Here is a 25,876-nt window from a genome sequence, read left to right as displayed (position 1 = left end):
GTTTCGTCGACCTGCGAGGATTCTCGAGCTGCGCACGTCACGCGAGGCGAGGAGATTGTGACGACGGACACGGTTGTCGATGTCGGAACCGCGGCACCGGCTCCGTCCCAGGGACACGAGCGGCCACGAAGGCCGCGCGACACGGGAGGCAACCATGACGATCCGCCGATTCGACCACACCGGCTTCGTGGTCGAGGACCTCGCGTCCGCGGTCGCGTTCTTCGTCGAACTGGGGATGGAGCTGGAGGGTGAGACCAAGGTCGAGGGCGAATGGGTGAACCAGCTCGTCGGCCTGGACGACGTCCGGGCGGACCTCGCCTTCCTGCGGACCCCGGACGGCCACGGCCGGATCGAGCTGTCGACGTTCCGCTCGCCGGTGTCCACCGCGACCGCGCCGAGCGCACCGGTGAACGTCCCGGGCATCCCTCGCCTCACCTTCGTCATCGACTCCGTCGACGACACCCTCGACCGCCTGCGCGCCCACGGCGCCGAGCTCGTGGGCCAGGTCGCGCGGTACGAGGACTACTGCCGGTACTGCTACGTCCGCGGTCCCGCCGGCGTGATCATCGGGCTGGTCGAGGAGCTCGGCTGACGATTCCGCGAGCGGAAGCCGGTGTTGCCGCTGAAGCTGCCCGGGGCGTTGCCGGATACGTCGCACAGCCCGAAACCATGGGGAGCGAACGCATCCTCTCCCTCGCGCGGCTCAGTGCGCCCCGAGCAGCGCCGCGATCCTCGGCGCCACAGCGGTCTTGAACCGCACCTCGACGTGACCAGTGCGATCAGCGTGAAAGGTGGCCGGTTCGTACCCCAGCACCAGCCGCCGTTCCTCCGCCCGGACCGTGACGCCGAAGGGCCGGCCCTCGCGCAGCGGCAACCCATCCGCCGAGGCCATGAACGAGGTCCCCAAGGTCGTGTTCTCCCGCACCCTCGAGACCGCCGACGACTGGCCCGAGACCCGCATCGCCGGCGGTGACACGGCGGAAGAGATCGCCAAGCTCAAGGCCGAGCCCGGAAAAGACCTCGTCGCCGCCGGAGGCACCGAGTTCCTGCACTCGCTGATCAAGCTCGGTGTGGTCGACGAATACCGCCTGTGGGTGCTCCCCGCCGTCACGGGCAAGGGCGAGGCGCTGTTCCCGGAATTGGACGAGGCCGTGAAACTGCGCCTGGTGAAAAGCACGGCGTTCCCGTCCGGGGTCCTCGAACTGTGTTACGCGCCGGCCGACAAGTAAGGCGGGTCTCGGCGACCCTAGACTTCTTTGCCCTTTTCCCGCGAAGCCTGCACACGCGCGATCCGCTGGGAAGTCCGGCGGAGGTGCTTGGCCATGATCTCGCGCGCCTTCTCCGCGTCCCGCGCGGCTATCGCCTCCACGAACTCGCGATGCTCGCTGGTGCCCCGGTGGCCCATCAGCGGCGCGGCCACCTGGGCCTCGCGCAGGGACATCAGCAGCGGACCGTGGAACGAGTGCACCAGCATCTCGATGGCGGCGTTGTGGGTGCACTGCGCCACGCGGACGTGAAACGCGGCCGACATCTCCATGCTGTACTCGCCGCGTTTCAGAGCGGCTTGGTGCTCGCGGGTCAACTCGCGCAGTTCGTCGACGTCCTTTTCGGTCGCCCGCTCGATCACCGCCTCGATGATGCCGAGCTCCACCACCTGCCGGGCCTCGATGACCTCCGGCGCTGTCATCGGCGAGAGGTTCACGAGGTCGGCGAGGTTCGCACTGAGCTTCGTCGACGAGGGCGTGGTGACGAACGCGCCGCCGCGCGCACCGACCCGGATCGCGACCAGGCCGGCGGCTTCCAGTACGCGTAGCGCCTCGCGGACGGTGACCCGGCTGACGCCCATCTGCTCGCACAGGGCGCGCTCGCTCGGCAGGCGATCGCCAGGACGCAGTTTGTCGGCGCGGATGAGCGAGCGGATCTGCTCGACGATGACTTCCGACATCCGGCTCGACGACACGACGTCGAACAGTCCGCTGTCCGCCCGCGGAGCCGCCGCGGATCCACCCCGCCCTGCTGGTTCCATGCGCCGATCCTCTCACAGGAACACCGAAACCCCCGCTGTCGCGGCACCCGCCCGAGGGTTGACCCGCCGCCGGAGGGCGCCTTATGGTCATATCGTCGTTCGGACTAACCAATAGACCAGACCTTCGGAACAAACAGGAGGCGCCGTGAGGGAGTCCGTCGCACTTGCCTGCCGGGTGCTCGCCGCGACCGGCCTCGTCGAGCACGTGCTCGGCCACATCAGCGTCCGCACGTCGCCGGACGAATTGCTGGTGCGCTGCCGTGGCCCGGAGGAAGCCGGCCTCCGCTACACGACAGCGGAGGACATCCGGCCGGTGCCGCTGCACGGCACGCCCGAGACCGGCGACTGGAGCGTGCCCAACGAACTGCCGATCCACACCGAGGTGCTGCGACGCCACCCCGAGGCGACAGCCGTGGTCCACGCGCACCCGCCCGCCGTGGTCACGATGTCCCTGGCCGGCTTGCCGTGGCTGCCGCTGTTCGGCGCCTACGACATCCCGGCCGCGCGGCTCGCCGCCGACGGCATCCCCGTGTGGCCGCGCTCGGTGCTGGTGAACGACCACGACCTCGCCGGGCAGATGGCCGACGCGCTCGGCGACCGGCCGGTCCTGGTCCTCAGTGGACACGGGCTGGTCAGCGTCGCCGGCGGCGACCCCGAGACGGCCGTGGCCCAGGCGGTGTTGCAGGCCATGGCCGTCGACTCGCTCGCGCGCCGGACCCTCGCCGTCGCCCACGCCGGGGGGAAGCCGGTGGCCATCCCCGACGAGGACCTCGCGCTGCTGCCCGAACTGGGCGGGGCGTTCAACGTCACGACCCTGTGGCGGCACGTGGTGCGGCGCACCGAAAACCCCTGAAGTCCCCCGCGAGTACGACAAGGAGAGCAGCAGTGCGTGACGAGTACCTGAAAGGTGTCCTGGCCAGCGAGAAGAAGAACCTCGATTCCTCGGAGATCGCGGCCCGCGACGAGTTCAACCGGCAACACCCTCCGAACAAGGGCTTGGTCGTGGAAGACGACCTGCGGAAGATGGAGCTGCCGGCCCGGCCGTGGCGCAACAACCGAGGCCACTACTTCGACCTCGCCGACTACGAGGTGCTGAGCGCGCACATCTCGGAACTCAAGCCGGGCAACAACTCCGTGCGCCACCGCCACACGACCGAGGCCTACCTCTACGTGGTCAAGGGACACGGTTTCTCGCTCGTCAACTACGACGACGAGCCGATCGAGGTCGTCGAATGGCAGGAGGGCACGCTGTTCGCGCCGCCGCGGTGGGCGTGGCACCAGCACTTCAACCTCGACGGCAACGACACCGCCCGCTACCTCGCGATCCAGGACACGGGACTGCTGCGGACCATGCGCCTGCACAACATCGAGCGCCACGGCGTGCAGCTCTCCCCCGAGGAGGGCAAGCAGCTCCTCGACGCGGCCGTCGAGGCCGGCACCACGCACGGCGCCCGCAAATAGCCCGCCTCTCGGCCGTGCTCCCGCACTCCAGGCGGGAGCACGGCCGAGTCACGAACCCATCCGACCTGTGAGGAGTGCCCGTGCCCGAAGGAACACCCGTGTCCGAATGGCTCGACCCGACCGTCGCGACGTCGTGGCTGGAACAGGACAGCCTCGTCGGATTCCTCGTGCTGCCCCGGCGAATCGCCGCCACGCTGGTGGCGGGCGACCGGCCGCGGACGAAACTGGTGGCCGACATCGGCAGCGGCCCCGGTGACTTCCTGGAGGTCCTGCTCGATCTGTTCCCCAGCGCCCACGGCATCTGGACCGACGTCTCCACGGTGATGGAAGACGCCGCCCGCGCGCGGCTCGCCCGCTTCGCCGACCGCGTTTACTACCAGCTCACCGACATGACGGACCTCGCGCAGCTGCCCGGTGACCTCGACGTGGTGATGACCTCGCGGGCCAGCCACCACCTCAACCCGGCGCAGCTGGCGCGGTTCTACACCGAGGTGGCCGAGCACCTGGCGCCCGGCGGCTGGCTGCTGAACCTCGACCACATCGGGCCCGGGCCGGTGTGGGACGCGCGGCTGCGCGCGGCCCGCAAGCAGCTCATCCCGCCTTCCGACAAGGCCGGTGCCCACAAGCACAACGACGCCCTGCCGTCGGTGAACGACCACCTCGAAGGGCTCGCGAAGGCCGGATTCACCGACGTCGAAATGCCCTGGCGCGGCCTCTACACCTGCCTGCTGGCGGCTCGTCGTGACGGTTGACGGATCCCACCGGCTCGCCCGCCTCCGCGTCGCGCTCAGCGGCCGCGAGTGGGCGTCGCTGGGCGGCATGGCCACGGTTGTCCTGCTGCTGAACCTCGTCGGCTGGGGAGTGCTCGGCCTCGTGGTGGCCCCGGAGCACCACGCGCTGGCCGGCGGTGGGTTCTTCGGAGTCGGGCTCGGCGTCACGGCGTTCACGCTGGGGCTGCGCCACGCGTTCGACGCCGACCACATCGCGGCCATCGACAACACCACTCGCAAGCTGATGGCCGAGGGGGGCCGGCCGCTGTCGGTCGGGTTCTGGTTCTCACTCGGTCACTCGACCGTCGTGTTCGGACTGTGCCTGCTGCTCTCGATCGGTGTGCGCGCGCTCGCCGGATCGGTCACGGACGACTCGTCGGCGCTGCACCGGGTGACCGGCCTGATCGGCACGTCGGTGTCGGGGGTGTTCCTCTACATCATCGGGATCGTCAACCTGGTGGTGCTGTTCGGCATCCTGCGCGTGTTCCGCGAGATGCGCCACGGCCGGTTCAGCGAAGCCGAGCTCGAGGAGCACCTCGCGCGGCGCGGCGTGCTGAACCGGCTGCTGTCCGGCCTGACGAAGGCGGTCCGCAAGCCCTGGCACATCTATCCGGTGGGTGTCCTCTTCGGACTCGGGTTCGACACCGCCACCGAAGTGGGCCTGCTCGTGCTGGCGGCCGGCGCGGCCACTTTCGCCCTGCCCTGGTACGCGATCCTCGTGCTGCCGGTGCTGTTCGCGGCGGGGATGACGCTGTTCGACACCGCCGACGGCTGCTTCATGAACTTCGCCTACGGGTGGGCGTTCGCGAAGCCGGTGCGCAAGGTCTTCTACAACCTCACCGTGACCGCGCTCTCGGTGGCCGTCGCGCTCGTCATCGGGACGATCGAGCTGCTGTCGATCCTCGCCGACCGGCTCGGGATCGTCTCGGGCCCGCTGGCCGCGATCGCCGACCTCGACCTGAACAACGTCGGCTTCGCGATCGCCGGATTGTTCGTCGCGACCTGGCTCGTCGCCGTGATCGTCTGGCGGGTCGGCCGGATCGAGGAGAAGTGGTCGGCCCACCTCTCCGTCGACCCCGACCGTTAGGTGTGCCGATCGTTACCAATCCGACCACAGTCACGGCCGAATGGCCTTCGTAGCAACGGTTACGTGCCGCGCGGGGGGTCCGCCTACTTTTGGCCGGATTAGTAAGAGGCCGGCCCTTCGAACAGCTCCGCCACGCCCGCGACGGTGATGCCCTCCATCACCTCGCGGGCGGTGTGCGCCACCGGCAGGTCCTGTCCCACTCCGTCGGCCATGCGGAACGCGTTCGCCAGATCCTTGCGGTACCAGGTGAAACGCATCAGTTCGAGTTGCGCGAGCGTGGCGCTCGCGGCCACTCCGTCGAGCAGCGCCCGGCGCAGCTTCGCCGGCTCGACCCCCAGGCTGCGACCGAGCCGCATCGCCTCGACGATCGCCGTGATCTGACCCCAGTGGCACAGGTTGTTCACCGTCTTGCCGACCTGGCCGGAGCCGAGCGGACCGAGGTGGTGCACCGCTTTCGTCCACGGCGCGAGTGCCGGGCGCACCCGGTCCAGCACGGATTCTTCCCCGCCGACCAGCAGGACGATCTCGCCGTTCTCCGCTCCGCGGACGCCACCGGTGAGGGCCGCGTCCAGGACGGCCACTCCGGCACCTCCGGCCTCGGCCTCGACTCGGCGGGAGGTCTCGGGCGTCACCGAACTGCAGATCAGCAACGCGGAGCCGCGCTTCGCGGTGGCCAGCACGGCCGCCGACACCTCGAGCACGTCCTCATCGGACGGCACGATCACGAGCACCACGTCGCACCCGCCGAGCTCCGCCGCGGACCCGGCAGCCCGCGCACCCCCTTCGACGTGTTCGTCCACTGTGGAGCGATTCCGATCGAACACCACTGTGTCCAGGCCGGCGCGGACAAGGTGCCGGGCGATCGGCCCGCCCATCGCCCCCAGCCCTGCCACCCCGACACCGGCGATTCCGTGGTTCGGCATCAGCACGTTCCTCTCCTTCGGCAAACGGTCGAACGAAAAGGGCCTGCCTCGCGGCGAACCACGAGACAGGCCCCTCCGGCGGACGATCAGACGGTCGCGGCGGCTTCGGCCAGCTCGCCGGCGGCGTACTCCGGAGCGTTTTCGAAGTAGTGCACCTTGTCGTAGCCGAGGTGCTTGAACATGCGGTTCTGCGCGGACAGCAACCGCAGCGGAGTGCCGTCGGCGGCGTAATGCACCGCGATTGTGTTCTGCGGAACGTAGAGCGTGTCGCCCTTCGTGATCTCGTGCCGGGTCGGCGTCTTCGCGACTCGCGCGTAGTACTTCTCCGCGATCTCCTCCTGGACTTCCCAGTGCAGCGAATAGCCGGAGCCGTCGAGCACGTAGAGGACCTCGTCGGCCATCTTCCAGTGCTTGCCCGAGCGGCTGCCGGCCGGGATGTCGAGCTCGAAGACGTCGACGGAGAACTGGCGCAGGTCCGTCCGCTCGGGACTGTTGAGCACGCGGACGCGGCCCATCGGGGTCGTTTCCCAGACCGTGTCCTCTTGCCGCACCACCTTCTTGCGCTCCAGCACGCCGTCGGTCCAGATCCTCGACCAGTCCTCGCGCTCACCGAACTCGTCCGGCCGCTCGATCGGGCCGCCGCGGCCCTGCTGCAGCAGGCCCAGGAACATCCACGTGCACTTGGCTTTCATGACCAGCGCGACGGCTTTTTCGTCGTAGGGGTTGTAGTGCCGGTGCACCGAGTCGGTGTGCACGAAGACCAGTTCCCCGGCCTTCCAGTCGTAACGCTGGTCGTCGTGGATCTCGTAGCCGGCGCCTTCGAGGATGTAGAAGGACGCCTCGTTCTGGTGTCCGTGTCCCCGGTTGGAGCTGTGCGGCGGCAGTTCGACGAAATGCACCTGCAACGTCTGGGTCAGGAAGTCCTCGTCCCCCGGCCCGATCCGCCACCACGTGCGGGACTTCTCCGAGTCGCCGGAGTGGCCGACCTTCGCGTCGTCGACCACCACCGAGTCGTCGCGGACCCGTTCGGCGGCCAGCTGGGCCTGACGGAACTGACCGAGCCCGTAGGTCTCAGAAGTCAAGCCACGTACGAACACGCGTCCCTTCTTGCCCATGCGTTCCTCGCTTTCCCGCGCCTTGGCGCTTTTCGACGGAGGCAGAACATGTTCCTCCCGGACGTCCCGCCCGGGTACGCTCCGAAGTATAGGCCTAACTGTCCTACCAATCCAGAGCCCGAGCTTCCGGGAGGCTTCCTTGAGCGACGTCCGCCTCAGCATCGCGACCACCGACTACGACCACTTCCGGGATTTCCGCACCGGCGCCGTGCGCGCCCAGGGCATCGACCACACCTGGTCGATGCTGAGTCACCACGAGATCTTCGCGCGGTTCACCGCGAACCGTGAGTGGGACGTGGCCGAGTTGTCCTTCGCCAAGTTCAGCACGCAGATCACCCGCGACGAGCCGGACATCGTGGGACTTCCGGTCGTCTGCTCGCGCCTGTTCCGGTTCGGCTCGTTCTACGTCAACCGCAACAGCGGCATCCGCTCCGTGGAAGACCTGCGCGGCAAGAAGGTCGGCTCGCCCGAGTGGGCCCACTCCGCGGCGGTGTACATGCGCGGCTGGCTGCACAACGACATGGGCGTCAAACTCGACGAGATCGAGTGGTACCAGGCCGGCGCGAACGCCCCGGGCCGCGTCGAGAAGGTGGAGCTGACCCTGCCGCCCGGCGTGCGGCTCACCCGCGTTTCCGACCGGTCGCTGTCCGACCTGCTCGCCGCGGGCGACATCGACTGCGCGATCATCGCCCGGCCGCCGACGTGCTTCCTCGAAGGACACCCCGACGTCGTGCGCCTGTTCCCGGACTACCGCGAACGGGAACAGGACTACTACCGCGACACCGGCATCTGGCCGATCATGCACCTGATCGCGATGCGCCGGCAGATCCTCGACGAGCACCCCTGGGTGGCGCGCAACCTCTACAACGCCTTCCTGGAGTCGAAACAGCGCAGCGTCGAACGGCTTCTCGACCCCGCCGTGTCGCGCTACCCGCTCCCCTGGCTCGCCACCTACGGCCGCGAAATGCGCGAACTCTTCGCCGGCGACCCATTCCCCTTCGGCATCGAACCCAATCGCGCGACCTGGGAACAACTGCTTACCTATGCAGCCCAGCAGGGAATAGCGCACCGGCTCGCCACGGCCGACGAGATCTTCCCGGCCGGGATCATGACCGAGGTGGTGGTGTGAACCCGGTGCGGTAATCCGCCATTCGGCCCTACGGTTTCCGCCGGGCTTTGGCAGAATGGCTGCCACTTCGCCGCAGGGACGCGCCCGCCCGCACTCATCGCGCACGGGCCGTCCCGCGCTGCGCTCACTGTCCGGAGTGGATCCGTGGGCCGAGGATTTCGATCGGGAGCAGCATCGGCGTCAACGGTTGACAAATGGTCATACCATAGGTCCATACTGCTCGAACCGAACGGCCCGTGGCCTCAGGCACCGGACCCTCGGCACCCGAAGCTCTGCGACAGTTCCGCACTCACATCGTGGTGAGCCCGCCTTGTTCCCGGCGGCGGTCCGCTCACCGAAGGGAACCGCAATGCACAAGAGGCGAAGCACCCGACGGACCGTCTCGGCCGTCCTCGCCGGCGGCCTGGCGTTGACGATGGCCGCCGCGTGCGGCTCCGGCGCGGCCAGCTCTACCGACGCGGCCCAGACGACGGCCGACCAGCGCAACCCCCAGCAGCTCGCCGAGGTGGCGGCGAGGGAAGGCCAGGTGGTCTGGTACACCACGTTCGCCGACGCCGACGTCGCGCCGATCATCGCGTCGTTCAACAAGGTCTACCCGAAGATCAAGGTCAACGCGCTGCGGCTGAGCGCCGACAAGATCCCGCCCCGCGTGATCACCGAGCAGCGCGGCGGCAAGTACAACGCCGACGTGGTCTCCGGTGACTCACCGCAGATCGCCCAGCTCCTTCAGGCGGGCGCGCTGCAGCCCTACAAACCGGTCGACGCCGCGCCGCTGCCCGCCGGGCTCAGCCTGCCCGACGGCTACCAGGGTGTCGTGTACGCCGTCACCACCGTGCTCTCCTGGAACCCCCAGGTGCTCAGTCAGAAAGGCCTCACCGCACCGAAATCCTGGGAGGACCTCACGAAGCCCCAGTGGCGCGGCCAGTTCTCGATCGACCCCGGCGCGGTCAACTGGTACGACAGCCTGATCACGGCGATGGGCCACGACAAGGCACTGGCGTTGCTGAAGGGGCTCGGCGACAACGCGCCGGTGTTCGTCGAGAGCCACACCCAGTCGCTGACCAACGTGCAAGCCGGCGAGCCGCTCGCCGCCGCGACCGCGTACGGCTACAAAGCCTCCAGCCTCAAGAAGAAGACGCCGAACACCCTGGACTTCGTCAACGGCACACCACTGCCCGCGTCGCTGAACCTCATCGACGTCGTGAAGAACTCGCCGCACCCCAACGCCGCCCGCCTCTTCGACGACTGGATGGTCTCCAAGGCCGGGCAGCAGGAGATCGTCGACGTCACCAACCACACGTCGGTCCGCCCGGACGTCACCAACGACGCGAAGGTGTGGGACGAGACGAAGTGGCCGGCCGCGTGGGGGCACCCGAACCTCTCGCAGGCGGACTACAACAACGAGCTCGCGGAGATGAAGTCGGCACTGAAAGCGCCGTGACCCCTGACGGCCGTGGCGGACCCCGCCGGCGAAAGGACCCACGATGACCCTGCTGGACACCCGACCCGGCGACCCGGCACCCACCGAGACCGGCCGGGCCGCGAAGACCTCGCGCCACCGGTCCTGGCGATCCCTGCTGCAGCCGCGCTACCTCACGCTCGCCATCGCGGCGATCGCGGTGGCCTACCTCGCACTGGTGCCGGTCGGCACGATGATCTACGCCAGCCTGCAGACGTCGTTCCTCGGCACCGGCGTTTCGACATGGACACTGCACAACTACGCCACGACCTTCGCGTCCGACGGGTTCGGCACCCTGGTGCTCAACTCGTTCCTCTACGCCGGGCTCACCGCGATCGTCTGCACGGTGATCGGGTTCGGGCTCGCGTGGCTGGTCAGCCGGACCAACACCCCGTGCAAGACGTTCGCGCAGCTGGCGGCGCTCGTGCCGCTGATCGTGCCGGGGATCCTCAACACGGTGGCGTGGGCGCTGCTGCTCTCCCCCGAACGCGGGCCGCTCAACGGTGTCCTGCGGTCGGTGGGGCTCCCGGCGTTCAACATCTACTCGATCGCCGGCATGGTGTTCGTGCAGTCCATCCACGTCGCGCCGGTCGCGTTCCTCATGGGCACGGCGGCGTTCAGCTCGATGGACTCGTCGCTGGAGGAGGCCTCGCTCGCGTCGGGTGCCTCCCCCGTGCGCACCTTCCGCGTGATCACGCTGCGGATGGCCCGGCCGGCGATTCTCTCGGCCGCGCTGCTGATGTTCATCCAGACCATCTCGACGTTCGAGGTGCCGCAGCTGATCGGCGTGCCGGGCCACACGTACGTGTTCGTCAGCCGGATCTACAGCGCACTGCAGGCGTTCCCGGCCGACTACGGCACGGTCGGGGTGATCGGGGTGTTCGTGCTGGTGATCGCGTCGATCGGGCTGATTCTGTCGCAACGGCTGAGCCGGCGCTCGGCGACGCAGACGATCACCGGCAAAGGGTTCCGCTCGACGGTGCAGGACCTGGGCCGGTGGCGGTGGGCGGGACTGGCCGTGTTCATCCTGTTCTTCCTCATCGCGGTCGTGCTGCCGCTGGCGATGCTGATCTGGTCGTCGCTGCTGCCCGGCTACGAACCGCCTTCGCTGAAAGCGCTGGGAGACCTGGGGTTCGGCAACTACGCCCAGATCTTCCGGCAGCCGGCCTTGATCGAGTCGGTGCGCAACAGCGTCGTCACGGCGGTGAGCTCGGCGGTGATCGTCACCGCGCTGAGCGCCGTGGTCGCCTACCTCACGGTGAAGACGAAGGTGTTCGGCCGCGGGCTGCTCGACGGGCTCGCGACGGTGCCGATCGCCGTGCCCAGCATCGTGATGGGCGTCGGCATCCTCTACTGGTACCTCGCCGCGCCGCTGCCCGTGCACCTCTACGGCACGCTGACCATCCTGGTCGTCGCCTTCGTGACGATCAGCCTGCCGTACGCGATGCGCTACCTCGTGCCCGGCATGTCGCAGATCAAGGACGAGCTCGAAGAGGCGGCGACCGCCAGCGGGGCTTCCTGGGCCCAGACTTTCCGGCGGGTGTTCATCCCGCTTCTCATGCCCTCACTGCTGGCCGCGTTCCTGTACACGATGATCGTCGCGTTCCGCGAGATCTCCGCGGCGATCTTCCTGTACTCCTCCGGGTCGGAGGTCGTGTCCGTGAGCATCTACGACCTCTATTCCAACGGCTCGTACCCGGTGGTCGCCGCGCTCGGCGTGGTGATGGTGCTGTTCCTGACGATCCTCGTCGCCGGTGTCCGCCTGCTCGGGCGCCGCTTCGGGATCCAGGGCGCGAATCAGAGCTGAGCACACCCGACAACAACCCCCGCGGGAGAGTGGGATCCGAAGATGATCAGGCTGACCGGACTGACGAAACGATTCCCGGGCCGGACCGTGGCCGCCAACGCGGTCGACGGGATCGACCTGGAGATCGCCGAGGGCAAGCTGGTGACCCTGCTGGGTCCCAGCGGCTGCGGGAAAACCACCACGCTGCGGCTCATCGCCGGGCTGGAACGCGCCGACGCCGGCTCGATCGAGCTCGACGGCAAGGTCGTTTCCGACCCGCGCAACGGGGTGTTCGCCGGCGCGCACCGCCGGCCGATCGGGATCGTGTTCCAGTCGTACGCGATCTGGCCGCACATGTCGGTCGTGCAGAACGTGATGTTCCCCTTGCGGGTCAACAAACCCCGGGTCCGCGCCGCCGCGGCGCGCAAGAAGGCGCTCGACGCGCTCGACCTCGTGGGCCTGGCCGACTTCGCCGAACGCCCGGCCCCGGCGTTGTCCGGTGGCCAGCAGCAGCGGGTCGCGCTGGCCCGCGCCCTGGTGCGCGAGCCGAAGGTGCTGCTGCTCGACGAGCCACTGAGCAACCTCGACGCCGGGCTGCGGGACCGGATGCGCGACGAGATCCGCGCCGTGCAGCAGCGGCTCGGCATCACCACGGTGTTCGTCACCCACGACCAGGACGAGGCCCTCGCCGTCTCCGACGACGTGGTCGTGATGAACAGCGGCTCCATCGTCGAACGCGGCCGGCCGCAGGAGATCTACGCCCGGCCGCAACAGGAGTTCACCGCGCGCTTCCTCGGGGTCTCCAACACGCTCACCGGCGTGGTCACCGAGGTGCTGGAGACCGGCGTGTGCGTGCAGGTCGGACCCGGCCGGCTGGTCTGCGGCGCCAACTCTGAGCTGAGCGCGGGCGACACCGTCAGCGTGTTCATGCGCCCCGAGAGCTTCGGATTCTCCCGCAAGCAGCACGACGCCGAAGCCTGGAAGGGCACCGTGGAGTTCAGCATCTACCACGGCGACTGCTGGGACTACTACGTCCGGCTCGGCGACGACGTGCTGAAGGTCCGCGTCTACAAGGAGAAGGTCGGCCTCGCCCACGGCGACCCGATTTTCCTGCAGCCCGAGCCCGAGGACGCGATCGTCCTGCCCGCGCACTGACCCGAGAGGAGCACGGTCGCCGATGACCGCCCCGTACCCCTTGTCCGCACAGGCTCCCGGTGTGCCCGCGCCACTGCCCGGGTTCGACTACCCGGCGCCGCGGTTCCCGGACTACCTCCTGCAGGAGCGCACCGACGACCTCGAGGAGCTGATGCCGCTCGCGCGGGCGCACGTGCGGCGCCGCTACGGCCGGTCCGCGCTCGGCGACGTCCGGCCCGGCGACGAGCTGCTGATCGTCACGTTCCCCCACCAGCACGAGCTCGTGTTCAAGGCCATCCGCCAGGCACTGCTGGAGATCGGCGTCGCGAAGGTCGACCGGATCGACGTCACCGACCTCGGCATGGAGGTGAAGTCCTACAGCGCGGCCGAGGGGTGGCGGGAGATCACCGACCGGTTGCCGCCGATGATCGAGGAGGGCATCGAGTTCAACGTGGCCGCGGCGGCGCTGAAGCGCTACCTCGACGACCGCCCCGGTTACACCGGTGTCTACGCGGGTGAAGCCGGTCGCTCGCACTGGAAACGCGCCGCCGGCAAGCGGATCCGGAACAACTGGGTGTATTCGACCTACGAGGACTTCATCTCCCGCGCCAACGGGATCCCGGACGAGATCTGGCGGACCGTGGACCTCATGGTGGTCGACGCGTTCCGCGACGCCGCCGAGGTCCGCATCACGAGTCCCGAAGGGACGGACCTCGGCTGGCAGGTGACCCCGCAGCAGGCGGAGCTGTGGCCCAAGGGCGCCTACATCTCGGGGCACATCCTCGGCTCGACGATCCAGGGCATCCGGTTCGGCCACCCGGCGGAGACCTTCCTGCGCGAAGCGAAGACGTTGATGCCCACGCTCAACGGCGTGGTCGGCGGGACGAGCAACCACACCGGATACTTCCCGCACGCGTCGGTGACCATCGAGTCGGGGATGATCACCAAGATCGAGGGCGGCGGCCGCTACGGCGAGCTGTGGCGCGAGGTCGTGGAACGCTACCGGGACACGCACTACCCCGGCTTCCCCTATCCGGGGTGGGCGTACTTCAACGACGCGTCGATCGGCACCAACCCGAAGAGCTACCGCCAGATCGAAACCCTGTGGAACTACAACGACTCCTGGACGAACCTGCCCGAGCGCGCGCAGGCCGGCGTGATCCACTTCGGCTTCGGTGCCGAGCACTGGGACCAGACCTTCCTCTCCTACGCCAAGGAGAACAAGTTGCCGACGATGCACTTCCCCCACGTGCACAACCTGTTCGCCACCTACGAGATCCGGCGGCGCAGCACCGGCGAGTGGGTCAAGCTGATCGACAAGGGCCGCATCACCGCACTCGACTCCGAGCGCGTGGTGCGCCTCGCCAGCAGCCTCGGCGGCACGCACCACCTGGAGTACGACTGGATTCCCGCGGTGCCGGGCATCAACTACCCCGGGGACTACCACCGGGACTACGCGCCCGACCCGGTCTCGTGGATCCGCCGCGAGCAGAACGGGGAGTTCGCCCGGTGACCGCGCCGTTCTATCTGCCCGCAGGCGACGAGGTCGACCTCTTCCGCGCGGCCTACGACCAGCGCATCCCGGTGCTGCTCAAGGGACCCACCGGGTGCGGCAAGACCCGGTTCGTCGAATACATGGCGTGGGAGATCGCGAAACAACGCACCGGGGCGCCGCCGGACGAGCCGCTGGTGACCATCACCTGTCACGACGACCTCACCGCGGCCGACCTCGTCGGCCGGTACCTGCTCTCGGCCGAGGGCACGACGTGGCTCGACGGGCCGTTGACGCGGGCCGCGCGCACGGGTGCGATCTGCTACCTCGACGAGGTGGTCGAAGCCCGCAAGGACACGACCGTGGTGCTGCACTCGCTGACCGACCACCGGCGGATGCTGCCGCTCGAACGGCTCGGCACCACCGTGGCGGCGCACCCGGACTTCCTGCTCGTGGTGTCGTACAACCCGGGCTACCAGGTCACGAGCAAGGATCTCAAGCCGAGCACCCGGCAGCGGTTCCTCGCCATCGAGTTCGGCTACCCGGACGCCGATCTGGAGGCCGAGATCATCACGCACGAAGCGGGCGTGCCCGCGGACGTGGCCGAGGCACTGGCCGCGCTCGGCGCCCGGATCCGCAACCTCGACGCCGCCGATCTCGTCGACGGCCCGAGCACCCGGCTGCTCGTCCACGCCGGCGCGCTCATCGGTCGCGGGGTCGCACCGCGGCGCGCGTGCGATCTCGCGCTGGTACTGGCCACCAGCGACGACCGGGACGTGCAGGACGCCGTCCGGCAGGTGACGCACGCCGTGTTCGCGGCATGACGGCGCTCGCGCCGCTGACCGGCTCGCTCTCGCTGTACTACCGGGCGTTGTGCGGGCGCGGGTGCGAACTGGTGCCCTACGACGACGATGCTGAACTTCGCCAACGGCCCGACACCGCGACGACCGTGCGGCTCCCGTCGCACGTGCACTCGGGACCGTCGTGGTACCAGGTGGCGCTGACGCATCGGGCGCTGCACCACGAACTCGGCACTTTCGAGCTCGATCTCGACCGGCCGGAGCCGTTCTTCCGGCGGCTGCGCCCGGCCGGCCTGAGCGGCGGGCTCGACCGCTTCGCCGGCCTGTTCGGCCGCACGGCGCTCGCGGTCGAGGTGTTCACCGCGCTCGAAGACCTGCGCGTGGACACCGCGGCCCTGCGCCTGTTCCCCGGCCTGGCACCGGCTTACGAGCGGGTGCGCCACGACGAGCTGGCGGCGAGGCCGGACCTCGCCGAGCTGCCGTCCCGCTCCGCCGCGGCCGAGGCGCTCGTCCGGCTGAGTCTCGGCGCCACCTCGATCCGGCTGCCGCCGGCACTGCATCCGGCAGTCACCCGGATCGCCGCCGTGGCGAAGGTACTGACCGACTGGGAGTCCACTGTGGAATCGACGGCCGAGGCGGCGATCCGGTGCTACGGCGTGCTGGTGCGGCTGCCCAACCTCGTGCCGGCGGCGGATCCGGACGAAGAGGTCGCGTTCACCGAATCCGATGTGGACGACGGGTTCACGCTGCCGGGCCAGGAGTTCCGGCTCGAAGGTGACGAGGTGTTCGACGTCCGGTTCGCGCCCGTGCGCTACCGCGACGTGCCCGGTCCCCGGTATCTCGGTTTGTCGGCTTCCGGCATGCCGCTCACCGAGGCGATCCTGCGGACGACCGGCGAGGAAGGCCAGGCGGCCGACGAGTTCACCGAACGCTCGCTGGCGGCCGAGAGCGGACAGGTCGACGTCACGGCGGTCCAGCGCCCGCCGGAGCCGCTGCCGCACGACCACGGCCCCGACCTGAACGACCACCACCACGGGGAAACCGGGCCCGTCCACGCGAGCGGACGGCACGAGTTCGCCTATCCGGAGTGGGACCACCACGCCGGCCGGTACCTGGCCGACTGGTGCCTGGTCCGCGAGAAGCGGCCCCGTTCGGGGCGCGGCGGCCGCGCGCACCGCGACGCGCTCAAGCGCAACCGCGCGCTGCTGCCCGCGCTGACCGCGCAGCTGGAACGCATGGCTCCGCTCGGGCGCCGCCGGCGCACGCGGCTGCGCCACGGCGACGACCTCGACCTCGACGCCTGCGTCGAAGCCATGGCCGACTTGCGGACCGGACGGACGCCGGGCGAGGCCGTGCACAGCGCGCTCGAACCGGTGGCCCGCGAGGTGGCCGTCGCGTTCGCACTGGACCTGAGCTCGTCGACGGCCGAACGCCTGCCCGAGCGCGACGACGGGATCCGCCGGATCCTCGACCTGGAGCGGGAATCGGTCGCGTTGCTCCTCGAAGCGGTGGAGCGGGTGGGCGACAGCTACGGCATCTACGGCTTCTCCGGCACCGGTCGCGAGGACGTCGTGGTTTCGGTCGTGAAGTCCCTCGACGAGCGGCGCACGCCGGCGACCCTGCGGCGGCTCGACGGGCTCGTGCCGCAGCACACCACCCGGATGGGCCCGGCCATCCGCCACCTGACCCGCCGGCTCGCCACGCACGGCGCGCCGGCGAAACTGCTCGTGCTGGTTTCCGACGGTCGCCCGTTCGACCTCGACTACGGGCAGCGGTACGGCGAGGACGCCGTGCTGGACTACGCGCTCGCCGACACCACGCGCGCGCTCGCCGAAGCCCGCCTCGCCGGTGTCCGCCCGTACCTCATCACCGTCGACCCGGCCGGCGGCGACTACCTGCGGACGATGTGCGACCCCGACGAGTACCACGTGATCGCCGATCCGCGTGACCTGCCGATGGCCCTCGCCCGGCTGTACGTCACCGCCCGGCGTGCGTAGGCCGCGACGTAGAGCCGCGAGTCAGTGCGGCCGGGAGAGGTCGCCGGGCCGGAAACCTTCCAGCGTCGAGCTGACGAGCCCGTCGAACTGGTCCTTGTACTCACGCGGGTAGACCCAGCGCAACGCGGCCATCGAGGCGGATCCTGTAAACCCGCGTTCGTAGAAGATCTTGCCGTCGCCCTGGTAGCCGGAAACCGAGTACCGATCGCCCTCGACCTTCTGGTAGGTCACTCGTCCGCCGCCCGCTTCTGCCGCGGCGACCGCGCCGGCCAGCGCCTGGGCCGCGGACTGGTTCGAGTTGGCGCCCCACACCGCCAGCGTCGCGTCGACATCGGAGCTGGTGAACGTCATCCCGTCTCCGTTCGGCGGGGCGTACGGGGTCGCGAGGTAGCTCTCGGAGATCAGCGCGGTGAAACCGAACCGGGGGTTCGTGTATGTGGGCCCCTCCGAGGACTGACCAAGAGAGGGCGTCGTCGGCGGCGGGGAGAGCGAGGTCGAAGGCGGCGGCGAAGCGGGAGGCGACGAGGCGGGCGCCGTTTTGCCGAGCATCGTCAGGAACTTCGGCAGCAGCAGGTCGCCGATCCCGTGGTAGGGCAGGGTCACGGTCTCTTTCCCGGACGCCGTGTCGCAGCCGAGGTCGTACCACTGGATCTCGAACTCGGCCCCGGTCGCGGTGAACCCGATGGCCGCGCCCGGCACATGGTCGGCGCCCGAGCCGCGGTCGGCCGCGTCGATGGTGACCTTCTCTCCGTCACCGTCGATCGTGGGCACCCGGCAGAACCCGTTTTTCGTGACCGGCTCGAGCCGCTGGGTCAGCGTCCGCATCCCGGTCGCGGTCAGTACCTCGGGCCGGAACATGTCCTTCGGACCGAGCACCTGTCCCGTGCCGAGGTCGACGTTCACCGTCTCGGGGAACCGCCAGGTCGTGTGCGACAGCACGTCCGAATCCAGATCGTGGTCGTACCGCACGGAAAGCAGGCTCGGCGTCCGCAGCAGGATGCGTGCCGTCGTGTGCGCCGCGGCCGTGTCCCCTCGCTCCTGGAACATCTCGCGATTGCCGGCCACCCCGTCGCGGATGGCCTTCAGCCGCTTGTCGACCGGTGCCCGCAGCGCGTCGTTGATCCGTTGCCGGACCGCGGGATCCGGACCGCCGGACACCTGCGGAAACTGGAGGTCGTACGTGACCGGCAGGGCCTGGTCCCGCCCCGATGTGGTCTGCAGGCTGACGGTGAGCGCCGCCGCTTGCGGGGGCGGATCGTCGTGGTTGCCGAAAATCGCCACTCCCCCGGCGACCAGCGCGCCGACGAGGAGCACCGCGGCGGCGATCTTGCCGGCGATCACCGCGGTCGCGCCCACCCCGGTCCCCGTGGCCGGAACCCCGCCCCCGACCCCACCCCCGACCCCGGCCGCCACGGCACCGGCGCCGACCGGTGCGGCGGCCGTGCCGGCGGTGGCCAGCAACGCCAAGGGCGTCAACGCCGTCAACGCGGCGGCCGACGCGGCCAGGCGCTTCCAGCCGCGTTTCTCCCAGTTCTTCCCGTAGGCCTTGCGGGCGACGGTTTCCAGCTCCGCCACGAAAGCATCAGCCCGGGCCGGTCGCCACGCCGGATCCTTCGCCATCCCTCGCGCGATCAAGGGGCGCAACGCCTCGGGCACCGCCTCCACGGGCACCGGCGCCGCTTGGTGCAGCGAGCGCAGCCCTTGGGTCGTGTCCGCCCGGAACGGCACCTGTCCGGTGACGCACTGGTAGAACACGCAGGTTGCCGCGTACACGTCGGTGGCGGGCACCCCGGGCTGCCCGGACCACTGCTCCGGCGCCATGTACGACGGTGAACCGGCCGTCAGCCCATTGTGGCCGTCCAATGTGGCGAGCCCGAAGTCGACCAGCTTCGACACGCCTTCGCGGGACACCAGCACGTTTCCCGGTTTGTAGTCCCGGTGGACCACCCCGGCCGCGTGGGCGTCGGCGAGGCCGAGCAGCGAGCCCTTCAGAATGGCCAGCGCCGATTCGGGGGCGAGCACGTTCTCCGTCGCCAGCAGCGCGCGCAGCGACACACCGGGCACGGCCTCCATGACCAGTGCGGCGCCGTCCGGCGTCTCCACGAAGTCGAAGAGCCGCACCACGTGCGGGCTCCGCACGCCCGACAGCAGCCACGCCTCGCGCCGGAACCCGTCCGCGATCCTCGCGTCGGCGAGGTACTCCGCGCGCAGGTACTTGATCGCCGCCATCCGCCCCGAGGCCTCGTGCTTGGCCAGCACGACCCGCCCGAAGCCGCCGATGCCGAGCACGTCGACCTCGGTGAACCCGGGCACGCGCCAGGTGTCGCCCATTCCCCGCCCCCTCCGCGAATCGCGGAGGACATCAGACCACGACCGGAGGTTCGGCACTACCGGAATGTGGCATTCAGTGCGAAACCGTCACACTCGTGGGTCACGCCGGCTCGGATTCCTCCGCCCGTGCCGCGGCGTAGTTGCGCACCGGGTTGGCCCGGCCGAAGTGACCGACCGCGAAGGCGGCGGTCGCGAGCCCGCCGATCATGAGCGCGAGCACCGGACCGATCGCCGCCGCGACGCCACCGATCACGGTGTCGCCCAGGGCGGGCCCGCCGCGTGAGGCCATCTGGTAGATCGCGGAAACCCGCCCGCGCAACGCATCCGGCGTCTCGAGCTGCACCGCCGCCTGCCGGATCGTGGTGGCCATCGCGTCGAACGCACCGAGCAACAGGCAGGCGACCAGCGCGACGAGGAGCCCCGCGGCCCACGCGAGCAGAACGGCGCTCAGGCCGTACGCGATCGTCGAACCGAGGAGGACCTTGCCGAGCCGCTTGCTGCGGTCGACCACCCGGAAGACCGTGTACGTCGCGATGAGCGCTCCTGCTGACGGGGCCGCCGAGAGCAGCCCGTACGCCGTGGCGCCCAGGTGGAACCGGTCGATCGCCAGGGACGGCAGGAGGACCCGGTACCCCGCGAAGACGGTCGCCACCAGGTCGAGCAGCACCATCTGCCACACGATCCGTCTCCTGACGACGAACCGGACCCCCTCCACCAACTGCTCCCGCAGCGTGATGTGCTCGCCCGACCCCGGCAGGTGCGGGATCCGCAGCAGCGCCAGGGTGACCATCAGCAGGAGGTAGGTCACCGCGTCGACGGCGTACATCAGACCCGGCCCGCTGACGGCGATGAGCACACCGGAGAGCGCGGGGCCGAGGAGCACGGCGAGCTCCCGGGAAGGGTTGAGCAGCGCGAAGGCCTGCGGCAGCTGCGCCCGCGGGACCAGCGCCGGGATCAGGGCTTGGCGGGCGGGCTGGTCGAAACTGGCCGCCGCGGTGGTGAGCACGACCGAGCCGACCACCTGCACGACGTCGACGTGGCCGGCGAAGCTCGTCGCCGCGAGCGCGAGCGCCACGACCATGGCCACGGCCTGCGACCACTGCAGGAGCTTGCGCCGATCCACCCGGTCCGCGTAGACGCCGGCCAAGGGACTGAGCACCACCAGCGCCACGACCTGCGCGGCTCCTACCAGCCCGGTTTGCGCCACCGAACCGGAGAGCTCGTAGACCTGGTAGAGGTTGGCGGCGATCGTTCCCCGGCTGCCGATCTGCGAGAGAACGACGCCGCCCCAGTAGAAATCGAAGTCGCGGTTGCGCAGGACCTCGGCGACCTTCATGTCCGCCATAATGCCTGATGGTATGACCAAAAGTCCACGCTTGCCGCAGGGCGCCCGGCGGACCACAATGCGAAAGGTAAAATGGTCCGGCCAATTGGAGGCTCGGTGTCGACGAAGACCACCACGAAGACCACCCACTACCACCAGCAGAAAGCCCGGCGGGCGAAGTTCCTCGAGGACTGGCGCGACAACCACCGCACGGTCATCCGCGGCGAGGACGTCAAACTCGAGCAGACCGCGCGGGGGATGCGCACCGGCGTCTACATGGGTGAGGACGGCGACAACCCGACCCGCTCCATCGACGCCCTCGTGCACGAGGTCGACCACGGCGTCGTCACCACGATCCACCGGCACTCCTGGGACGCCATGGTGCTCGGCGTCGGCGGCCGGGGCTGGATCGAGGTCGACGGCGAGCGGGTGACCGTCGCCCCCGGCGACTCGGCCCACATCCCGGCGTGGGCGTGGCACCGCTCGGGCAACGACGGCGACGAGACGTTCCGCTACCTCACGTTCTCCAGCGAGCCGCTGCTCGCCACGATGGGCATGTCGATCCTCGACGACCGCGGTCACGAGCCGGTCGAGAACCTCCCGGGCCGGCCCGAGTTCAGCGCTCCCGACGCGCAGGGAGACGACGCGTACGCCCGTCGTCTGCGCCGTCTCGGCAAAGAGCAGCAGAAGCGCCGCAGCGGTCGGCTCCACACCGACTGGGACGAGCTCGAGATGCTCAACACCCCGCGCGGCACCCGCACGACCTTCCTCCTCGACCGCGCCATCGGGTACCAGGCTTCCGGCATCACGATGGCGATGTTCGAGATCGCCCAGGGCCGCCGGCAGTCGATGCACCGGCACGCCGGCGAGGCCTGGCTGTACGTACTCGAAGGCGAGGGCCACTCCTACCTCGGCACCGAGCCCGAGGGCGGGGAGAACCACCCGTGGAAGAAGGGCGACCTGATCGTGGTCGACCACTTCCTGTGGCACCAGCACTTCAACGACTCCGCGGAGAACACCGCGCGAGTCGTGCGCATCCACATGTTCGACAGCCTGCTCGAGACGATGCGGGCGCTGATGGATCCCGCGGTGCTCTTCGAAGAGCCGCCGGACCACATCCGCGACGCCCAGGCCGGCGACGTCAACACGGTCGTGTGGCCCGCCCTCGACCGGCCGTCCTGGCCGTGAGCGAGCGGACGCTCCCGCCCGGAGTCGTCGGACTGCACGCGCTCCCCTCGGACCACCACGACGGGCCGTGGGACTCGATGATCGTGCCGGCGGGCACCAAGGAGAGGCTGCTCGGCACCGCGCTGCTCGTCCTGCGGCAGGGCCGGTTGCTGAGCGGGCTCTCCGGCGCGCCGCACGGCCTGATCGTGCTGGCCGGCCCGCCGGGTACGGGAAAAACGACTCTCGCGCAGGGGCTCGCACAGGCCGCCGCACGGAAAATGGCCCCGCGCGGCGCCACGACGCTGGTCGAGGTCGACCCGCACGCCTTCCCGAGCGACATGCTCGGCGAAAGCCAGCGGGCCGTCTCGCGGCTGTTCCTCGACACCCTGCCCGAGATCGCCGCGCGGCGACCGCACACCGTGGTGCTGATCGACGAGGTCGAAGCTCTCGCCGTACGCCGGAGTTCGGCGTCGTTCGAAACCAACCCGGTCGACGTGCACCGCGCGACGGACGCCGTGCTGTCCGGTCTCGACCAGCTTCGCGCGCAGTGCCCGCATCTGGTTGTCGTGGCCACGACCAACTTCGTCGACGCGGTCGACGAGGCGGTGCTTTCGCGGGCCGATCTGGTCATGAGCACCACGCTGCCCGATGACGAGGTCATCGAGCAGATCGTGGCGTCGTCGCTGGCCGAACTGGCCGAGCAGTGGACCGCGCTGACGCCGCTCGCCCGGGACGCAGATCTCCGCGCGGAGCTGGCCAAGGGCCTGCGGGGGCTCGACGGCCGGCGGGTCCGCAAGTCGATCCTCGCGGCGCTCACGGTGCGCACCGAGGTCGCTCTGGACCCGAACCTGCTCACCGCCGACGACCTGCGCCACGCGATGCAGCTCGACGGCTGAGGCCCTGCGACGGACGAACGCGCGGTGCCGGCCGACGATCGACCCGGCACCGCGCGTTTCCCGTGCGCTGCCTATTTGCTCCCGAACGCCTTGTCCACAAAGGACGAGTCGATCAGCGACGCGAGGTCGACCTTGTCGACCCCGTTCACCGAGCCCTCCAGCGACTGCTGCGACGACTTGAGCTGGTCCACCGTTGCCACCGGGGGGTCGGTGAGGACCTCACCTGCGTAGTACTTCCAGGTGGCGTCGAGCGCGCGCTGGTCGGTGACCCCGAGGTGGGCGCCCAGGATCTTGGTCGAATACGCCTCGTCGGAGCGCTCGCGGTCGAACCCCTTCTTGAGGCCGGCCATGAACTTCCCGACGACGTCCGGGTGGTCCTTCAGGTACTCGGACGTGCTGGAGATGCCCACGTTGATGTTGGGGATCTTCTCCTTGGCCATGTCGATCACCATGTGCAGCCCGGCGTCCTCGAACTTGAGGCTCGCCGGCGGGTGCGTGGCGGAGGCGTCGATGGTCTTGGCCAGCAGCGCGTTGTTGACGTTCGTCACCGAGCCCAGCGGCACCAGGTTCACGTCGGTCGGGTTGATGCCCAGCTTCTTCAGTGCCTGCAGAGTGCCGATGTACTGCGAGCCGCTCTTCGTGGTGTAGCCGATCTTCTTGCCTTTCAGCTGCGCGGCGGTCGGCACGTTCGCGTAGATCTGGTACGGGAGCACCGGGGTGAGCGCGGCCAGCACCTTCACGTCACCGCCCGCCGCGGTGCCGGCCACGATCTGGGAACCCCCCATCGAGGCGAGCTGCGTCTGGCCGGAGATGAGCGCCGGGTAACCCTGGTTGCTGTCGAGCTTGATGAGCTTGACGTCGAGCCCTTGCTCCTTGAAGTAGCCGGCTTCCGAAGCGATCCACAGGGGCAGCTCGTCAGCGACCTCTTCGCTGTAGCTGACCGTGATGACACCACCGGCTCCGGCGTCCGACGAACCACCGCAGGCCGTGAGAGACGACGTCGCGAGCGCCACGGAAAAGGCGACGCCGAAGGCGCCAGACTTGAACTTCATTGTTCTGTCCTTCTGGGAATGGGCGGGGACGGGAAACGTCAGTCGTTGCTCAGGCGCCAGGCCGCGTAGTGGTTCTCCACCCGGCGCAACAGCGCCGTGAGAATCACCCCGGCCGCGGCGAAGATGAACAGGCCGGCGAAGACCGTGGCGGTCTGGAACTGCTGGCCGGCGGTGTTCATCGTCATGCCGACACCGTGCTGCGCGCCGCTGAGCTCGGCCACGAAGACACCGATCAGTGCCTGGCCCACCGCGAGCCGCATGCCGCTGGCGATGAAGGGGACGGTGCCGGGCAGGGCCACGGTGCGGAACAGCTGGAGATCGCTCGCCCCGAAACACCGCGCCACGCGGACGGTTCCTTGTTCGAGCGACTGGACGCCCTGCGCGGTGTTGATGAGCACCGGGAACAGCGCCATCAGGAAGACGATCGCGATCTTCGAGGAACTGCCGATGCCCAGCCAGATGATCAGCAGGGGCGTCAGCGCGATGCGCGGCGTGGCGTAGAGGAAGTTGACGAAGGGGTTGAGCGCCCAGGCGATGCGCTTGTACCAGCCGATCAGCAGCCCCACCGGCAGGCCGATCACCACCGCGAGCGCGAGGCCGGCGAGCAGTTCCTGGGCACTCGTCCACAGGTCGATCCAGATCTGCCCGCCTTGGATCATCGCCCCGAAGGCGTTGATGACGTCGACCGGCCCGGGCAGGATCAGCTGCGGCTGGATCCGCAGCAGCGCGATGACCTCCCACGCGAGAAGCACGATGACGACGGCGCCGATGCCGAACAGGCGTTGCTCGCTGAGCCACGACGGCAGCCGGCGGCGGCGGGCCGCCTGGCCCGCGCGAGGGCTCCGGCGCGCCGGCCGGGACTCGATTCGCGAGGCCGGCCTTGGCGAAGAGGTGACGCTCATCGGGCTCCCTCCCCGGCGCCGGCTTTGGCGCCGTAAAGCACATCGGCGATCTCGTCCCGCAGCTGCGCGAACTCCCGCGTCCGCCGGATCTCGTGCGACCGCGGGCGAGCCCACGGCACCGTGATCTCCTTGACGATGCGACCGGGCCGCGGGCTGAACACGCACACCCGGTCCGCGAGGAACGCGGCCTCGGTGATGTCGTGGGTGACGAACAGCGCCGTCACGTCGCGTGCGGCGCACACCCTGAGCAGTTCGACCTGGAGCACCTCACGAGTCTGGGCGTCGATCGCGGCGAACGGCTCGTCGAGCAAGAGGATCTCCGGCTCGACCGCGAGCGCGCGGGCGAGGTTGACCCTGGCCTGCATGCCTCCGGAGAGCTGTGCCGGGTACTGCTGCCCCACGCCGGCGAGTCCGACCAGCTCCAGCAGCTCGTCGGCGCGTTGCTTGGCCGCCGGCTTCTTGACCTTTTTCGTGAGCTCGAGGCCGTAGCTGACGTTCGCCTGAACGGTCCGCCACGGCAGCAGGTTGGCGTGCTGGAACACCATCGCCCGGTCGGGTCCCGGACCGGGGATCGGCCGTCCGTCGAGCTCCAGATCGCCCTCGGCGAGCTGGACGAACCCGGCGACCGCGTTGAGCAACGTGGTCTTGCCGCAGCCGGAAGGCCCGACGAGGCAGACGAAATCGCCCCGCGCCAAGGTCAGGTCGCACTGCTCGACGGCCGTCGTCACCTCTTTCGACCCAGGCTTGGCGTAGTCGATGGCGACACCTCGGGCCTCGAGGTGTGCGATCCCGCCCGTGGCCCCCACATCGATGTGCGCAGCATCACGGCCTGCCGTTCTGGACAGTGCCGGCTTGTCTCGGCTCAGCATGGAGGGGAGCGTAGGACTAATTGTCAGTCCAAAGCAATGGTCCAACTGAGTTTTCTGACCAGGTCGTGACCAGCCGGAGCAGCGCCGCCGCCCCTGACCAGGGCTAGTGCCGTAAGGTCAGACCATTGACTGTTAAACTACGGTGCATTTCCGGCA

The 25,876-nt window shown here is 69.4% G+C and carries 24 protein-coding genes; 15 read left to right on the top strand and 9 right to left on the bottom strand.

The window, feature by feature from the left end:
* The first annotated feature begins 154 nt into the window (after window positions 1-154).
* Complete coding sequence (locus AB0M56_RS17300; RefSeq protein ID WP_364176708.1) at window positions 155-592, top strand: VOC family protein; 438 nt, start codon at window positions 155-157, stop codon at window positions 590-592.
* 111 nt (window positions 593-703) lie between these two features.
* Here the strand turns inward: AB0M56_RS17300 and AB0M56_RS17295 are convergent, their stop codons facing one another.
* The gene (locus AB0M56_RS17295) at window positions 704-892 is read right to left on the bottom strand and encodes a hypothetical protein (protein WP_364176705.1); all 189 of its coding nucleotides are present in this window, start codon (window positions 890-892) and stop codon (window positions 704-706) included.
* Here AB0M56_RS17295 and AB0M56_RS17290 point away from each other — a divergent pair.
* Window positions 891-1,229, top strand: a complete 339-nt coding sequence (locus AB0M56_RS17290; protein ID WP_364176703.1) for a dihydrofolate reductase family protein — start codon at window positions 891-893, stop codon at window positions 1,227-1,229. The genes AB0M56_RS17295 and AB0M56_RS17290 overlap by 2 nt on opposite strands.
* Before the next feature lie 17 nt (window positions 1,230-1,246).
* On the opposite strand, the gene AB0M56_RS17285 is transcribed toward AB0M56_RS17290, so the two are convergent.
* Window positions 1,247-2,026 carry a FadR/GntR family transcriptional regulator gene (locus AB0M56_RS17285; RefSeq protein WP_364176701.1) on the bottom strand — a complete coding sequence of 260 codons (780 nt, stop codon included), beginning with the start codon at window positions 2,024-2,026 and terminating at the stop codon, window positions 1,247-1,249.
* A 145-nt stretch (window positions 2,027-2,171) separates the two neighbouring features.
* On the opposite strand from AB0M56_RS17285, the gene AB0M56_RS17280 reads away from it, so the two are divergent.
* From AB0M56_RS17280 to AB0M56_RS17265, 4 genes are all read left to right on the top strand, one after another.
* Entirely contained in the window at window positions 2,172-2,879 is a 708-nt protein-coding gene (locus tag AB0M56_RS17280) for a class II aldolase/adducin family protein (RefSeq protein ID WP_364176698.1), read from the top strand.
* A gap of 32 nt (window positions 2,880-2,911) precedes the next feature.
* Window positions 2,912-3,487: a cupin domain-containing protein gene (locus AB0M56_RS17275; protein WP_364176694.1), complete on the top strand. Its 576-nt coding sequence runs from the start codon at window positions 2,912-2,914 to the stop codon at window positions 3,485-3,487.
* Window positions 3,488-3,567: 80 nt separating this feature from the next.
* Window positions 3,568-4,239 carry a class I SAM-dependent methyltransferase gene (locus AB0M56_RS17270; RefSeq protein WP_364176692.1) on the top strand — a complete coding sequence of 224 codons (672 nt, stop codon included), beginning with the start codon at window positions 3,568-3,570 and terminating at the stop codon, window positions 4,237-4,239.
* A 67-nt stretch (window positions 4,240-4,306) separates the two neighbouring features.
* Complete coding sequence (locus AB0M56_RS17265; RefSeq protein WP_364177063.1) at window positions 4,307-5,344, top strand: HoxN/HupN/NixA family nickel/cobalt transporter; 1,038 nt, start codon at window positions 4,307-4,309, stop codon at window positions 5,342-5,344.
* Between the two features lie 98 nt (window positions 5,345-5,442).
* Here the strand turns inward: AB0M56_RS17265 and AB0M56_RS17260 are convergent, their stop codons facing one another.
* Entirely contained in the window at window positions 5,443-6,267 is an 825-nt protein-coding gene (locus AB0M56_RS17260) for an NAD(P)-dependent oxidoreductase (protein ID WP_364177060.1), read from the bottom strand.
* Between the two features lie 86 nt (window positions 6,268-6,353).
* The gene (locus tag AB0M56_RS17255) at window positions 6,354-7,382 is read right to left on the bottom strand and encodes a cupin domain-containing protein (RefSeq protein ID WP_364176690.1); all 1,029 of its coding nucleotides are present in this window, start codon (window positions 7,380-7,382) and stop codon (window positions 6,354-6,356) included.
* A gap of 139 nt (window positions 7,383-7,521) precedes the next feature.
* Between AB0M56_RS17255 and AB0M56_RS17250 the strand changes: the two genes are divergently transcribed.
* From AB0M56_RS17250 to AB0M56_RS17220, 7 genes are all read left to right on the top strand, one after another.
* On the top strand, window positions 7,522-8,511 hold the full coding sequence (locus tag AB0M56_RS17250; RefSeq protein ID WP_364176687.1) for a hypothetical protein: 990 nt from the start codon (window positions 7,522-7,524) through the stop codon (window positions 8,509-8,511).
* Window positions 8,512-8,860: 349 nt separating this feature from the next.
* Window positions 8,861-9,952, top strand: coding sequence for an extracellular solute-binding protein (locus tag AB0M56_RS17245; RefSeq protein WP_364176684.1), 1,092 nt, complete (start codon window positions 8,861-8,863; stop codon window positions 9,950-9,952).
* Between the two features lie 43 nt (window positions 9,953-9,995).
* Window positions 9,996-11,777, top strand: a complete 1,782-nt coding sequence (locus AB0M56_RS17240; RefSeq protein WP_364176681.1) for an iron ABC transporter permease — start codon at window positions 9,996-9,998, stop codon at window positions 11,775-11,777.
* 42 nt (window positions 11,778-11,819) lie between these two features.
* A complete protein-coding gene (locus AB0M56_RS17235) occupies window positions 11,820-12,911 on the top strand; it encodes an ABC transporter ATP-binding protein (RefSeq protein WP_364176678.1) in 1,092 nt (363 codons plus the stop codon).
* Window positions 12,912-12,933: 22 nt separating this feature from the next.
* Window positions 12,934-14,403, top strand: coding sequence for a hypothetical protein (locus AB0M56_RS17230; RefSeq protein WP_364176675.1), 1,470 nt, complete (start codon window positions 12,934-12,936; stop codon window positions 14,401-14,403).
* Window positions 14,400-15,206, top strand: coding sequence for a CbbQ/NirQ/NorQ/GpvN family protein (locus AB0M56_RS17225; protein ID WP_364176672.1), 807 nt, complete (start codon window positions 14,400-14,402; stop codon window positions 15,204-15,206). The genes AB0M56_RS17230 and AB0M56_RS17225 overlap by 4 nt, the downstream gene beginning before the upstream one ends.
* Window positions 15,203-17,179 (top strand): VWA domain-containing protein, encoded by a 1,977-nt coding sequence (locus AB0M56_RS17220; RefSeq protein ID WP_364176670.1) that lies wholly within the window; start codon window positions 15,203-15,205, stop codon window positions 17,177-17,179. The genes AB0M56_RS17225 and AB0M56_RS17220 overlap by 4 nt, the downstream gene beginning before the upstream one ends.
* A gap of 21 nt (window positions 17,180-17,200) precedes the next feature.
* Here the strand turns inward: AB0M56_RS17220 and AB0M56_RS17215 are convergent, their stop codons facing one another.
* Both AB0M56_RS17215 and AB0M56_RS17210 read right to left on the bottom strand, forming a co-directional pair.
* The gene (locus AB0M56_RS17215; RefSeq protein WP_364176667.1) at window positions 17,201-19,510 is read right to left on the bottom strand and encodes a protein kinase; all 2,310 of its coding nucleotides are present in this window, start codon (window positions 19,508-19,510) and stop codon (window positions 17,201-17,203) included.
* A gap of 100 nt (window positions 19,511-19,610) precedes the next feature.
* Window positions 19,611-20,855, bottom strand: coding sequence for an MFS transporter (locus AB0M56_RS17210; RefSeq protein WP_364176665.1), 1,245 nt, complete (start codon window positions 20,853-20,855; stop codon window positions 19,611-19,613).
* Window positions 20,856-20,951: 96 nt separating this feature from the next.
* On the opposite strand from AB0M56_RS17210, the gene AB0M56_RS17205 reads away from it, so the two are divergent.
* Window positions 20,952-22,022: a cupin domain-containing protein gene (locus AB0M56_RS17205; RefSeq protein WP_364176662.1), complete on the top strand. Its 1,071-nt coding sequence runs from the start codon at window positions 20,952-20,954 to the stop codon at window positions 22,020-22,022.
* Complete coding sequence (locus AB0M56_RS17200) at window positions 22,019-22,897, top strand: AAA family ATPase (RefSeq protein WP_364176659.1); 879 nt, start codon at window positions 22,019-22,021, stop codon at window positions 22,895-22,897. Before AB0M56_RS17205 ends, AB0M56_RS17200 begins: the two co-directional genes overlap by 4 nt.
* 71 nt (window positions 22,898-22,968) lie before the next feature.
* On the opposite strand, the gene AB0M56_RS17195 is transcribed toward AB0M56_RS17200, so the two are convergent.
* From AB0M56_RS17195 to AB0M56_RS17185, 3 genes are read right to left on the bottom strand one after another with little or no spacing between them, the layout of a single operon-like run.
* A complete protein-coding gene (locus AB0M56_RS17195; protein WP_364176656.1) occupies window positions 22,969-23,949 on the bottom strand; it encodes an ABC transporter substrate-binding protein in 981 nt (326 codons plus the stop codon).
* Window positions 23,950-23,987: 38 nt separating this feature from the next.
* A complete protein-coding gene (locus AB0M56_RS17190; RefSeq protein WP_364176653.1) occupies window positions 23,988-24,851 on the bottom strand; it encodes an ABC transporter permease in 864 nt (287 codons plus the stop codon).
* Window positions 24,848-25,720, bottom strand: coding sequence for an ABC transporter ATP-binding protein (locus AB0M56_RS17185; RefSeq protein WP_360584847.1), 873 nt, complete (start codon window positions 25,718-25,720; stop codon window positions 24,848-24,850). Before AB0M56_RS17185 ends, AB0M56_RS17190 begins: the two co-directional genes overlap by 4 nt.
* Window positions 25,721-25,876 lie beyond the last annotated feature (156 nt).

The organism is Amycolatopsis sp. NPDC051372 (assembly GCF_040682095.1).
Classification (GTDB): domain Bacteria; phylum Actinomycetota; class Actinomycetes; order Mycobacteriales; family Pseudonocardiaceae; genus Amycolatopsis.
Note: the sequence above shows the minus strand (reverse complement) of the source record. Positions and strands in the feature narration are given on the sequence as shown.